Source organism: Seohaeicola sp. (assembly GCF_048006315.1).
GTDB lineage: Bacteria > Pseudomonadota > Alphaproteobacteria > Rhodobacterales > Rhodobacteraceae > Seohaeicola.
In genome coordinates, this window is sequence record NZ_CP180350.1 from 1,925,769 (window position 1) to 1,938,816 (window position 13,048).

Annotated in this window: 11 protein-coding genes and 1 pseudogene; 2 read left to right on the top strand and 10 right to left on the bottom strand. The window is 64.4% G+C overall.

From position 1 onward, the window contains the following. Window positions 1-81 precede the first annotated feature (81 nt). The gene (locus ACMUJL_RS09705; RefSeq protein ID WP_068294062.1) at window positions 82-1,260 is read right to left on the bottom strand and encodes an MFS transporter; all 1,179 of its coding nucleotides are present in this window, start codon (window positions 1,258-1,260) and stop codon (window positions 82-84) included. 227 nt (window positions 1,261-1,487) lie between these two features. Here ACMUJL_RS09705 and ACMUJL_RS09710 point away from each other — a divergent pair, with 227 nt between their 5' ends. Beyond that, complete coding sequence (locus tag ACMUJL_RS09710; RefSeq protein ID WP_375568663.1) at window positions 1,488-2,447, top strand: methyltransferase; 960 nt, start codon at window positions 1,488-1,490, stop codon at window positions 2,445-2,447. Between the two features lie 20 nt (window positions 2,448-2,467). Here the strand turns inward: ACMUJL_RS09710 and ACMUJL_RS09715 are convergent, their stop codons facing one another. The 7 genes and pseudogenes from ACMUJL_RS09715 to ACMUJL_RS09745 all read right to left on the bottom strand — a co-directional run bounded on the left by ACMUJL_RS09715 (window position 2,468) and on the right by ACMUJL_RS09745 (window position 11,021). Further along, window positions 2,468-3,211, bottom strand: coding sequence for an SDR family oxidoreductase (locus tag ACMUJL_RS09715; protein WP_375568661.1), 744 nt, complete (start codon window positions 3,209-3,211; stop codon window positions 2,468-2,470). A gap of 30 nt (window positions 3,212-3,241) precedes the next feature. Next, window positions 3,242-4,696: an aldehyde dehydrogenase family protein gene (locus tag ACMUJL_RS09720; protein WP_375568659.1), complete on the bottom strand. Its 1,455-nt coding sequence runs from the start codon at window positions 4,694-4,696 to the stop codon at window positions 3,242-3,244. A 13-nt stretch (window positions 4,697-4,709) separates the two neighbouring features. Then, window positions 4,710-6,302 carry an ABC transporter ATP-binding protein gene (locus tag ACMUJL_RS09725; protein ID WP_375568657.1) on the bottom strand — a complete coding sequence of 531 codons (1,593 nt, stop codon included), beginning with the start codon at window positions 6,300-6,302 and terminating at the stop codon, window positions 4,710-4,712. Further along, the gene (locus tag ACMUJL_RS09730) at window positions 6,299-7,147 is read right to left on the bottom strand and encodes an ABC transporter permease (RefSeq protein WP_375568655.1); all 849 of its coding nucleotides are present in this window, start codon (window positions 7,145-7,147) and stop codon (window positions 6,299-6,301) included. The genes ACMUJL_RS09725 and ACMUJL_RS09730 overlap by 4 nt, the downstream gene beginning before the upstream one ends. Beyond that, window positions 7,144-8,091, bottom strand: coding sequence for an ABC transporter permease (locus ACMUJL_RS09735; RefSeq protein ID WP_375568653.1), 948 nt, complete (start codon window positions 8,089-8,091; stop codon window positions 7,144-7,146). Before ACMUJL_RS09735 ends, ACMUJL_RS09730 begins: the two co-directional genes overlap by 4 nt. A 134-nt stretch (window positions 8,092-8,225) precedes the next feature. Continuing rightward, a complete protein-coding gene (locus ACMUJL_RS09740) occupies window positions 8,226-9,710 on the bottom strand; it encodes an ABC transporter substrate-binding protein (RefSeq protein WP_068294077.1) in 1,485 nt (494 codons plus the stop codon). A 28-nt stretch (window positions 9,711-9,738) separates the two neighbouring features. Further along, window positions 9,739-11,021: pseudogene (locus tag ACMUJL_RS09745) on the bottom strand (acetylornithine deacetylase/succinyl-diaminopimelate desuccinylase family protein). Between the two features lie 90 nt (window positions 11,022-11,111). Here ACMUJL_RS09745 and ACMUJL_RS09750 point away from each other — a divergent pair. Next, entirely contained in the window at window positions 11,112-11,657 is a 546-nt protein-coding gene (locus ACMUJL_RS09750) for a helix-turn-helix transcriptional regulator (protein ID WP_068294080.1), read from the top strand. Here ACMUJL_RS09750 and gph read toward each other — a convergent pair. Both gph and rpe read right to left on the bottom strand, forming a co-directional pair. Then, on the bottom strand, window positions 11,638-12,303 hold the full coding sequence (gene gph, locus ACMUJL_RS09755; protein ID WP_375568647.1) for a phosphoglycolate phosphatase: 666 nt from the start codon (window positions 12,301-12,303) through the stop codon (window positions 11,638-11,640). The two genes, ACMUJL_RS09750 and gph, sit on opposite strands and share 20 nt — an antisense overlap. Beyond that, window positions 12,300-12,992, bottom strand: coding sequence for a ribulose-phosphate 3-epimerase (gene rpe / locus ACMUJL_RS09760; RefSeq protein ID WP_375568645.1), 693 nt, complete (start codon window positions 12,990-12,992; stop codon window positions 12,300-12,302). The genes gph and rpe overlap by 4 nt, the downstream gene beginning before the upstream one ends. Window positions 12,993-13,048: the final 56 nt, after the last annotated feature.

Sequence of the window (13,048 nt, forward strand, 5' to 3'; positions counted from 1 at the left end):
TTTGTTCAGAACGCCGCGCTCATATCGCAGCTTTCCCCGGAATTAAAGCGAATTCGCCTTTTTCCGGTGGTTTGGCAACGCTCAATCAAGCCGGTCGCGGCTGAAGGCATAGACGATCAGACCGACCAGGATAAGACCGGCGAAAAACCCGAAAAGCACCGAATAGGGCTGTGCCGCGGGGGCGGCGGGATCAGCCACGGCACGGTAGAGCGGCCCGGTGGCAACCTGCATCAGGCCCACACCGCCGATGCTGATCAGGTTCATCAGGGTGATGCCCCGCCCGGCCAGGTGCGGCGGCACGAAACTGCGGCAATGGGCCATGATCAGCGGAAAGGACATGCCGAAGATGCCGACCATGGCAAACAGCACGATGGCGGTGACGAAACCGGGTTGCGGCCAGAGGGCCAGACAGGCCAGCGCCGCGCAAGACAGGGCGTTACCTCCGAAAATCACCCATTTCCGGGTTCCCAGGATGCGGTCCAGCGGACCATAGAGGAAGGATCCGACAATCATCGCGACCCCCATCACGAGGGTGGCCGTTCCGACAAGCCCCTCGGTCGCGCCATGCACATCGGCCATGTAGGGTCCGATCCACAGGCCGCGCAGACCGGCGGCCGGCGCGTAATTGACCATAAGCAGCGGAAACAGGACCCACAGCGCCGGCGTCTTCAGGATATCGAGGACAGACCCCTTCGTCTCGCTGATGATCCGTGGCGGGTCCTGCACCGTCAGCCAGATCCCGGCGGCAAGGATCAGGGACAGCGCCGAAAGGCCCCAGATCGTCTCGCGCCAACCGAAGGCGCCGATGGCCCATGCGAGGGGCGCCGATCCGGCCAGGTTGCCCAGCGATCCGACGCCGATCATCACCGCACCCAGCGTGGCGAACATGGCAGCCGGATACATCCGTGCAAAGATGAAATAGGACGCCATCAGCACGGGCGAGCAGCCGATCCCGATCAGGCCCATCGCGATCCAGATATGCATGGGCGTCGTCGCCATGGCGAAAAACGCAGCCCCGCCGCCACCGCCGAGGGCCAGGATCACCGCCGCCGTGCGGCGGGGGCCGATCCGGTCCAGCGCCGCCCCCACCGGGATCTGCGCCGCCGCGAATGTCAGAAACCAAAGGCCCGAGGCAAAGGCCAGGTCCTCGGGTCCGGCGCCGACATCCTGCTCCAGCACGCGTGCCAGAACCGCCAGAAAGGCACGAAAAAACTGGCTGAGCACATAGCCCGCACAGAGCAGCACAAGCCCAAGGCGCATCTGGTTCCCCTCCCGAAGCCGCGCCTTGGGTGCCATGCGCCCAAAAAATGTGCAAGGTAGGAAAAGATAAGTTTTTCAGGCAGCTTCTGGGACCCATCGAACTGCCTTTCCCATGCATGCCCCTGCAATTTTGGCGATCTGCCCACTTGACGGCGACATCGCGCAAGATCATCTCAGCGCGACCCCGGCTGACAGGCACCGGGACAGGGGTTCGCCGCCGCCATCCGATGACAGCATTCGTTTTTTCCTCGGGCGATCTGATCGCCGACCGTCGTGCGGATTACGCGCAGGCGCTGGCCGCTTCGGGCGACCTGCCGGCTGCGATCGACCTGATGCAGCAGGCGCTGGCCCTCGTGCCGGACTGGGCGGCGGGGTGGTTTCGCCTGGCCGAATGGCAGGACGCCCTGGGCGAGACCGAGGGCGCGCGCGAAAGCTGGCGCCGTGTCATCCGGATCGACCCCCAGGACAGGCTTGGCGCGGGGCTGCGGCTTGATCTGGCGCGGTCTGTTCCCGTGGCGGAATCAATGCCTGCCGCATTCGTGGAAACCCTGTTCGATCAGTATGCAGACAGGTTCGAAGCCTCGCTGGTCGATCAGCTTGGCTACCAGGGGCCGGCACAGATCCTGGAGGCGCTGCTACGCGCCGGGCGCACCCGGTTCGACCGCGTTCTGGACTTGGGCTGCGGCACCGGGCTGATGGGGCAGGCCATCAGGCCCCATGCCGGCTGGCTGGCTGGCTACGACATTTCAGCCGGGATGCTGGTGCAGGCAGGGGCCAAGGGCGTCTATGATGCCCTCGACAAGCGCGATCTGTCCCAGCTTGCGCTGGGCGAGCCGCCATTCGACCTGATCCTGGCCGCCGATGTGTTCATCTATGTGGGCGCATTGGAACAGATCGTGGGATGGGCAGCCGCCAGCCTGAATCCCGGCGGCATGCTGGCCTTCACGCTTGAGGAATTGCCGGAAGACGAAGGCGATTTGCGCCTGCGCCCATCGCGCCGCTATGCGCATGGGGCGGCGTATGTGACAGGGTTGCTGGATCAAGCGGGGTTCGGCACGCCGCAGATAAGCCGGGCCACCCTGCGCATGGATGCGGGTCAGCCCGTGTCCGGGCTGACCGTGGTTGCGGTGCGCAGCGCGCAACCGTTCCGCCGCGAGACGGATGGCGAGGAAATGGCCAGCGCCTGAACGCGGGCCAAGCCCACAGGTCAGATGCAGCGCCCGCCATCCACTTCCATGGCGACGCCAGTGACCATGCTGGCCTCATCCGAGCAGAGGAAACAGGCGGCGTTGCCCATGTCCTCGGGCGTCGAGAAACGACCAAGCGGAATGGTGGACAGGAATTTCGTCCGCATCTCGGGCGTATCCTCGCCCATGAAGCTGGCCAGCAGCGGCGTTTCCCCCGCCACCGGGCAGATCGCGTTGACGCGCAGTTTGCTTGGGGCCAGTTCCACGGCCATGGTCTTGGTCGCGGTGATCATCCAGCCCTTGGAGGCGTTATACCAGTTCAGGCGCGGGCGCGGGCTGAGGCCCGCAGTCGAGGCCACGTTCAGGATCGCGCCACCCTTGGCCTTCATGTGCGGCACCAGTTCCCGCGCGGTCAGGTAGACGGATTTGCAGTTCACGGCGAAGACGCGATCGAACTCGTCCTCGGTCACTTCTTCCATCGGCTTGGGCAGGTGCGTGATCCCGGCGTTATTCACAAGGATATCGACCTGTCCGAATTCCTTGATCGCAAAGGCCGCCATTGCAGCGACACTGGCCCCATCGGCCACGTTGCAGGCGACGGAGAGCGCGCCATTGCCGACCTCTTCGGCCATGGCCGCCGCACCATCGGCGTTGATGTCCACCACCAGTACCCGCGCACCTTCGGTCGCGAATTTCCGTACGATGCCCGCGCCGAAACCGCTGGCCCCGCCTGTCACGATAGCCGTCTTTCCTGTCAGTCTCATGGTTTTTTCCTTCAGTTCAGTGTTCGGTGATCAGCCGTGAAAGGCCGCGACTGTTTTCAGCACGGTGAAGCCATACATCGCCTCGAAGCCCTTCTCGCGGCCATGGCCGGATTTGCCCATCCCGCCGAAGGGCAGCTCAACCCCGCCGCCCGCGCCGTAATTGTTGATGAAGATCTGCCCCGCGCGGATGCGTTTGGCCATGCGCATCTGGCGCGCGCCGTTCTGGCTCCAGACACTGGCAACAAGGCCGTAATCGGTGCCATTGGCGATTGCGACCGCCTCTTCCTCATCATCGAAGGGGATGACGACCTGAACCGGGCCGAAGATCTCATCGCGCGCCAGGCAATGGCCGGGGCTGACATTGGCAAAAAGCGTGGGGCGCACGTAATTGCCGCCATTGGGTGCACTGACCAACTGGCCCTGCCCCGCGATCTGCAAATCCGCGCCCTTGTCAATGAAACCGCTGACGATGCCCTTCTGCTTGGCCGAGATCAGCGGGCCCACGTCCAGATCATCCATCGCACGGCCCACCTTCAGCGCATCATAGCGCAGGGCCATGCGTTCCACGACCTGATCATAGACCGCCCGCTGCACAAGGATGCGCGACGACGCCGAGCAGGTCTGCCCCGCGTTCTGGATGCCTGCGTTGACCAGAAACGGCAGGGCGGCGGGGATGTCGGCATCGTCGAACACGACCTGCGGGGATTTGCCCCCCAGTTCCAGCGTCACGGGGATCACGTTCTTCGCCGCCGCCTCCTGCACCATCACGCCGGTGCCGACCGACCCGGTGAAGCTGATGTGATGCACACCGGGATGCGCGGTCAGGGCGGCCCCGGCCTCGGACCCCAGGCCGGGGACCACGTTCAGCGCCCCATCGGGCAGGCCGGCGGCCTTGGCCATCTCGGCAAAGGCCAGCGCAGTCAGGCAGGCATCTTCGGCAGGTTTCAGCACGCAGGCATTGCCCGTGGCGAGTGCTGCACCAACGGATCGCCCGATGATCTGCATCGGGTAATTCCAGGGCACGATATGGCCCGTCACCCCGTGCGGTTCGCGCAGCGTGTAGACGGTGTAGCCGTCCAGATAGGGGATCGTCTCGCCGTGCAGCTTGTCCGCTGCCCCGCCGTAGAACTCCATGTAGCGGGCAAGTGCCACTGCGTCGGCGCGCGCCTGTTTCAGCGGCTTGCCCACGTCCAGCGCCTCGATCCGGGCCAGATCGTCGACACGCTCCAGCACCATGCGGCCCAGGGTCATCAGGATGCGGCCACGCTCTGCCGCGCTCATCCGGCCCCAGGGACCATGGCGCGCGGCTTCGGCTGCTGCCACCGCCGCGTCGATATCGGCCCCGGTGCCACGGGCGATCTGTCCGATCACCTCGCCGGTCGAGGGGTTTTCCAGCGGCAGGTATTGCCCGCCCAAGGGGGCCACCCATTCGCCCCCGATCAGGCATTTGGACGGGTCGAACCACAATCCCAGGTCTTCGCTCATGTCTTTGTCCTCCTCAGGTATTCTCGAAGTCCGGCAGGCGTGGCGTCGCGGCCAGAAGCTGCCTTGTATAGGGGTGTTGCGGGTTGGCGAAGACATCCGCCGTCTCGCCCTGCTCGACGATCCGGCCTGCTTGCATGACCAGTACGCGGTCCGTCACCTGCCGCACGACCGACAGGTCATGGCTGATGAACAGATAGGTCAGGCCAAGGCGATCCCCCAGATCCGCCAGCAGATCCAGAATCTGCGCCCGGATCGACACATCCAGCGCCGACACCGCCTCGTCCAGGATGATAAGATCGGGCTTGATGATCAGTGCGCGGGCGATCGCGATGCGCTGGCGCTGGCCGCCAGAAAACTCGTGGATATACTTGTGCTGGTCATCGGCGGTCAGGCCCACGCTGTCCAGCGCCTCGGCAATGGCTGCATCACGCGCGGCGCCTTGCGGAGGCCTGTCCAGCAGGTGGAAGGGTTCCGTCACCAACCGCTCGACCCGGTGGCGCGGGTTGAAGCTGCCGTAGGGGTCCTGGAACACCACCTGCATGCGGCGGCGCACGGCGCGGTTCGGCCTATGCCCGGTGAAGACGGGCTGACCATCCAGCAGGATCTGGCCGGCCTGTACCTCCTCCAGCCCCAGAATGGCGCGGGTCAGGGTGGATTTGCCGCAGCCGGATTCCCCCACCAGACCCAGCGACTCCCCGCGCCGGATCTGGAAACTCACGTCATTAACCGCCCGGAAGCTGCCCGGCTTGCCCCAGATCCCCTTGCGCGCGGTGGCATAGTCGCGGATCACGCCCCGCACCTGCAGCAGCGGCAGGTCCTGCGGCTCTGCCGCGCGGTCGGGTTGATGGGTCGATGCGGCCAGCAGCGCCTTTGAATAGGGATGCTGCATCCGGTGGAACAGATCGGGCGAGGGCCCGCTTTCCACCACGCGGCCATGGCGCATGATGACCAGATCATCGGCCATGTCGGCCACCACGGCCAGATCGTGACTGATCATCAGAAGGCCCATCCCGTCCTCCTGCACCAGCCGTTTGAGCAGCGTGAGGATCTGCGCCTGCGTCGTGACATCCAGTGCGGTCGTGGGCTCATCCGCGATCAGCAGCCTGGGCCGCAGCGCAATCGCCATGGCGATGACAACGCGCTGACGCTGCCCGCCTGACAGTTCATGCGGATAGCGGGTCAGGGGAAAACGGTCCTCGGGCAGTTCGACCCGCGCCAGCGCCTGCCGCGCACGATCCCGTGCCTCGGCACGGCTGACGCGTTCGTGCACAAGGATCGTTTCGGCCACCTGGTCGCCGATGGTCTGAATCGGGTTCAGCGCCGTCATCGGCTCCTGAAAGACCATACCCATGACGCGGCCCCGCATCCCGCAAAGATCCGCCTCGGACGCCTGCAGGACATCCCGCCCGTCCAGCACGACGCGCCCCGTGGCGCGCGCGCCTTCCGGCAGCAGTTGCATGACCGCCAGCGCGGTCATGGATTTGCCCGATCCGCTTTCCCCGATCACACCGACGATCTGCCCCGGATCGACGGTTATCGATACATCATGCAGGATGGCATAATCATGGATGGCCAGGTTCAGCCCCTCGATCCGCAGCAGGCTCATCGCCGGTCCCTCCTGATCCTTGGATCGAAAAGGTCGCGCAGACCGTCACCCATCAGGTTCAGTCCCAGCACCGTCAGCAGGATCGCCATGCCCGGAAAGATCGCCATATGCGGCGCGAATGAAATCATCGTCTGGCTGTCGGCCAGCATCCGTCCCCAGCTGGGAATGGGGGGCTGCGCGCCAAGGCCGACATAGGACAGCGCCGCCTCGGCCAGGATACCAAGGCTGAACTGGATCGTGCCCTGCACGATCAGCAGGTTGGTGACATTGGGCAGGATATGCTCAAGGCTGATGCGGACCGCACCCTTGCCGGCCACGCGGGCGGCCAGCACATAATCCCGTGTCCACAGGCTCAGCGCTGCGCCACGCGTCAGGCGGGCAAAGACGGGAATGTTGAAGATCCCGATGGCGATGATCGCGTTCAGTGCGGATGGTCCGAAGACCGCGGTGATCATGATCGCGATCAGCAGCGAGGGGAAGGCAAAGACCAGGTCATTGCCCCGCATGATCACCTCATCAGCCAGGCTGCCGCGCCGCGCGGCGGCCGCCAGCCCCAGCGGCACGCCCAGCCCCATGCCGATCACCACGGCGACGACAGCCACGGCGATCGAGGTGCGCGCCCCCACCATGATCATCGACAGGATATCGCGCCCGAAATGATCGGTGCCCAGCGGATGCGCCGCGGATGGTGTCTTCATCTTGTTGGCGATGTCGAGCGTTGTCACATCCTGCGGCACCCAGACAAAGCTGATCAGCGCCGCGCCCACGAAGATCAGCGACAATGCCAGCCCGATCACAAGGGATCGGTTGGTCAGTGCCGCGCGCATCAGGCTGCCCGTGCTCATCGCCGCCCCCGCAGACGCGGATCAACGGCGGCATAGGCCACGTCCACCGCGAAATTCACCAGGATCACGGCAAAGACCAGCAGCATCACGACCAATTCCACCACGATCAGGTCACGCGCGGAAATCGACTGGAACACCAGCCGGCCCAGGCCAGGCAGGAAAAACACGTTCTCGATGATGATCGCACCCGCCATCAGAAAGGAAAACTGCATCCCGATGATCGTCAGCACCGGGATCATCGCGTTGCGCAGGGCATGGCGCCACAGCACCTGGCGCCGCGTCAGCCCCTTGGCGCGCGCCGTCCGGATGAACTCCTCGGACAGCGTGTCCAGCAGGCTTGACCGCATGACCCGCGTCAGGATGCTGGCCTGCGGCAGGGCCAGCGCGATGGCCGGCAGGGTCAGGCTTTTCATGCCCGCGAAAAACCCCTGCTCCCATCCCGCAAATCCGCCTGCGGAAAACCAGCGCAGATTGATCGCAAAGACCAGCACCATCAGCATGGCGAACCAGAAATTGGGGATCGCCACGCCCAGCTGCGTCACCCCCATCACCCCCATGTCAACCACCGAGCCGCGCCGGGACGCCGCCCAGACACCTGCAGGAAAGGCGATCAGCGTGCTCAGCGTCAGCGCATAAAGCGCCAGCGGCAGGCTGATCCAGAGCCGCTCTCCGATCATCTCGGCCACCGGGGTGCGATAGGTATAAGAGGTGCCGAAATCTCCCTGCAGCATGCCCGTCACCCAGGACACGTAGCGCTCGGGGATCGAGCCGTTCAGGCCCAGCTGCTCGCGCAGTGCCGCCAGCGTGTCGGCTTGGGCGTTCATGCCCAACATATACGCCGCCGGATCGCCCGGAACGACCTCGATCGCCAGGAAGATCACAAGGCTTGCCACGGCCAGCGAGATGACCAGCGATACCAGCCGTTTCAGCACATAGTGCAGCATTTGCCCCATATCCCGCCCGCGCCCTGCCACTCTGGCCCCGGCGCGCGCGCCCCCTGCTTCTTCTTGCCCGAAATATCCCCGCCGGAGGCTCCCCCGCGCCAGACGCGCGAGGGTCGGTTTCACGCCTTGCCGGTTCAGTCAGCCCAGTAGACGGCCGTCAGGTCGGTCGCCTGGGTGGGCGCGTTCTTCCACAGGCCCATGACCTTGGCATTGGCCACGCTCAGGGCCGCCAGCTGGAACAGGTAACCGTTCACATAATCCAGCGAGATCTTTTCCTGCGCCTGTTTCAGCAGCGCGCTGCGGGTCGCCGGATCCGTCGCGGCGGTCAGATCGGTCATGATCTTCTGGAATTCGGCGCTGTCATACTGGAAGTAATAGTCGGGGTTGGCATAGATCCCGATATCCATGGGTTCTGTATGGCTGACGATGGTCAGGCCGAAATCCTTGCCGGTGAACACCTGCTCAAGCCACTGGGCCCATTCCAGGTTGCTGATCTCGGTCTCGATGCCGACCGCGCGCAGCTGCGCCGCGATGATCTCGCCGCCGCGCCGCGCATAGGACGGGGGCGGCAGTTTCAGTGTCGTGGTGAACCCATCGGGAAAGCCCGCCTCGGCCAGAAGGGCCTTCGCCTTTTCCGGATCATAGGCAGAATTGCCGGTCAGATCGACATAGTCGGGGTTATGCGGCGCGAAATGGGTGCCGATGGGTGTGCCATAGCCGAACATCGCCCCGTCGATGATCGCCTGGCGGTCGATCGCATGGGCCATCGCCTCGCGCACCTTGATATTGTCGAAGGGCGCCTGCTTGTTGTTGGTGGACAGGATCGTCTCGCCCTCGGTCGATCCGATCAAGACCTGGAACCGCGGATCGGCATCGAATTGCGGCAGGTTCTCGGGGGCGGGGAAACCGGCGAAGGCATGCACATCCTCGGCCATCACGGCGGCGAAGGCGGCCGTGGGATCGCTGATGAACTTGAAGGTGGCGCGGTCCAGTTTCGCAGGCTCGCCCCAGTAATCGGGGTTCTTCACGATGTCGATCCGGTCGCCCTGCACCCAGTTGTCGAACTTGAAGGCGCCTGTACCCACAGGATTGGTCTTGATGTTCTCGATGCTTTCAGGGGCCACGATCACCGCATCACCCCAGGCCATGTTGAACAGGAAGGACCCATTCGGCGCGCCCAGCGTGACCTGCACGGTCAGGGGATCGATCACGGTGACATCGGTGATCCCGGCAAAAAGGCCCTTCTGCGCGTTCACCGAATCCTCGGCGCGGGCACGGTCCAGACTGAACTTCACATCCTCGGCGTCCATCGTGGTGCCGTCATGGAAGGTCACGCCATCATGCAGCTTGAAAGTATAGACGGTGCCATCCGCCGAGATGTCCCAGCTTGCGGCCAATCCGGGGTTCACCGATCCATCCGGGCCGAAACGGGTCAGACCTTCGAAGACATTGGCATAGAGAACAGAGTCGATGGCACCCGCCGCGGCACTTGTCGGGTCCAGGTGCGGAGGCTCCAGCTGCATGCCCACGACGATATCGGTCTTGGCCTGCGCCATGCCGACACCGGCCACCAGCGCCAGCGCGCTGACCATGCCGCGCGTGAATTTCAGATAAGTCATGTCTTTCTCTCCCTGTTGAGCAACGCTCTCAGTCCCGTGCAAGCAATGCGATCAGCGACCGCCCCATTACCCTTGCGGAATCCAGCATATCATCCACGCCGACATATTCATCCGGTTTATGCGCAAGGTCCAGAATGCCCGGGCCATAGGCGATGCAATTCTTCAGCTTGCCGATCCGGTCTATGTGCTTCTGGTCATAGGTTCCAGGCGAGACGACATATTCCGCCTCACGCCCCATCGTGTCCGCGATGGCCTTGGCGACCACCTGCACCACGGGGGCGGATTTTCGGTCATGGTCGGCAGGACACGGTGCAATTCCGTCACGTCATAGCTGAAGGTCGCGCGGCGTTCCGCGACGGTGCGCAGGATCTGCATCACCTCTTCGCGGACCTCGTCGATATCCTCCTCGATCAGGAAACGGCGGTCGATGACCATACGGCAACTGTCGGGCACGCAGGGCGCCGGAAGGCCGGTGTAGTCGTCCTCCTGCTCATTCTCGCCGCCGTGGATCGAGTTGATGTTGAGCGTGGATTGCCTGGCCCCGTCCGGGACCACGGGCATGTCCGTGCGCTTCTGCGCCAGCGCCGGAAAAAGGGTGATTTCCATCTCGGCCACAACCGCGCCCATGTGGCGCACGGCGCAATCGCCAAGGAAGGGCATGGAGCCATGGGCAATCTCGCCATGCGTTTCGATCTCGGCCCACCAGACGCCGCGATGGCCAAGGCAGATGCGATCCTTGTTCAGGGGTTCGGGGATGATGACATGCTGCACGCGGTCGGGGCTGAAGAAACCCTTTTCCGCAAGATAGGCGACACCGCCGAAGCCGCCCAATTCCTCGTCCGCCGTACCGCTGATCTCGATCGCGCCCGCGAAATCGGGGCAGACGGCCAGAAACGCCTCGGCCGCGATGATGCTTGCGGCAAGGCCGCCTTTCATGTCGCAGGCCCCGCGGCCATAGATCTTGCCGTCTTTCAGTTCGCCGCCGAAAGGGTCCGTGGTCCAGCCGCGCCCCACCTCGACCACGTCGATATGGCTGTTGAAATGCACGCATTCTCCGGGATAGGCGCCTTCGCGCCGCGCCACGATATTCCAGCGCGGATGCTTGTCGCTGTCGCCGGGGGCGCCGTGGGCGCGCACCAGTTCGGTCAGAAACCCCTGCGCGGCAAGGCGGCGGTCCAGATATTCGCAAATCTCGAGGTAGTTTTCCCCGGGCGGGTTCAGCGTGGGGATGCGGATCAGATCCTGCGTCAGCGCGATCAGATCGTCACGCCGTGCTGTCACCGCCTCATCCAGCCTGTCAGTCAGGGACATGCCGCCACTCCTTTGCGCTTGTCTTGGAAAGACCAGCATGCTTTGCCGCAACTACGGTATCAATACCGTAGAACCACGGTGGAGCACCCCATGGACGACATCGCCCGCATCGCCTTCGATCACGCGCCCGTCGGCATCGTGATGACCCGCCACCGGGTGATCGAACAATGCAATGCCACCTTCTGCGACCTGTCCGGCCATGGCATGGATGCGCTTCTGGGCCAGAGCTTCCGGATGCTCTACGGCTCCGAGGCCGAGTTCATCCAGATCCGCGACATCGGGCTTGAACCCTTGCGGCGCGATGGGGCCTATGCGGATGAACGGATGCTGCGGCATGCGGGCGGGCATGCGGTCTGGTGCCGGTTCCGCGCGCGCACGCTGACGCCCGAGGACCCGCTGGCACGCATCGTGATGAGCTTTGCGCCCATCACCCCGCGCCGTGACGGGCCATCGCTGACAGGGCGGGAACGGCAGGTCGTGACATGGCTGGCGCGCGGCAAGACCAGCAAGGAAATCGCGCAGATCCTGGGCCTGTCGCCCCGCACGATCGAGGATGTGCGCGCGCGCCTGATGCGCAAGTTCGACGTGCGCAACACCGGGCTGCTGCTGGCGCGGCTTAGCGATCTGGGGCAGTAGCGGACATGTCCGCCACGATCCCCGGCAATGCGTCGAAATGGTCAAACTGCGCGATGCTGGTCACGTCGTCATGCGGGATATGGCAGTAGCCTTGGGTGAAAAAGGCGAAAGGCACGGCGGCGGCCCGTGCCGTATCCGCGTCCACCTCGCTGTCGCCGACATAGAGGCCCGAAGCTGCGCCCAGCGCGGCAAAGGCGTGATGCAACGGCGCGGGATCGGGTTTCCTGACCGCCAGCGTATCGCCGCCCACCACCGTATCGAACAGATGCGCCATGCCGAACTGATCCAGCACCTTCCGCGCGGGCCCTTCTGGCTTGTTGGTGCAGATGCCAAGGCGGTGGCCGTCACGCCGCAACCGCTCCAGCACCGCCATCATGCCGGGATAAGGCCGGGTGAGGTCGTTTGAGGCAGCGTTGTAATGGGCAAGCGTCACCCCGGTCAGCCGTGCATGATCATCCATGTCGATCCCGCGCGCGACCATTGCCTTGGCCACCAGATTGGGCAGGCCGTGCCCGATGAAGGACACCACCGTCGGCAGGTCCAGCGGGGCATGGCCTTCGCCCTCAAGCGTCCGGTTCACGGCCGCCCGGATATCCGGCGCGCTGTCGATCAGCGTACCGTCCAAGTCAAAGACAATGGCGCTCACCCGCGCGCGGCCTCGGCGGCGGCGCGGATCGCGCAGATGTTCTCGCCGTAGGGCGATGGGTTGTCGACCGATCCACCCTTGAACACGGCAGATCCCGCCACCAGAACATCCGCGCCCGCTGCCACGACCAGGGGGGCGGTTTCCACCGTCACGCCGCCGTCGATCTCGATATGGATCGGGCGGTCGCCGATCATCGCGCGCAGGCGGCGCACCTTGTCGATCTGGCTATGGATGAATTTCTGCCCGCCGAAACCGGGGTTCACGGTCATCACGCAGACCATGTCGATCATGTCCAGCAGATGATCCACCGCCTCGACCGGTGTGCCGGGGTTCAGCGCCACGCCCGCCTTCGCGCCATGGGCGCGAATCGCCTGCATGGTGCGATGCACATGCGGGCCCGCCTCGACATGGGCGGTGATGATATCAGCCCCCGCTTCGGCGAAGGCGGCGATATAGGGATCGACAGGCGCGATCATCAGATGCACGTCCATCACGGTCTTCACATGCGGACGAAAGGCCGCGACGGCAGGCGGGCCGAAGGTCAGGTTGGGCACGAAATGCCCGTCCATCACATCCACATGCACCCAATCTGCGCCCTGCGCCTCGATTGCACGGATTTCCGCGCCAAAATTGGCGAAATCCGCCGACAGGATCGACGGGGCGATCTTGATGGTACGATCAAGGCTCATGACGTCTCTCCAGTCTTGCCTGTTCTTCTTGCCGAAAATATCCCGGGGGGAGCGTC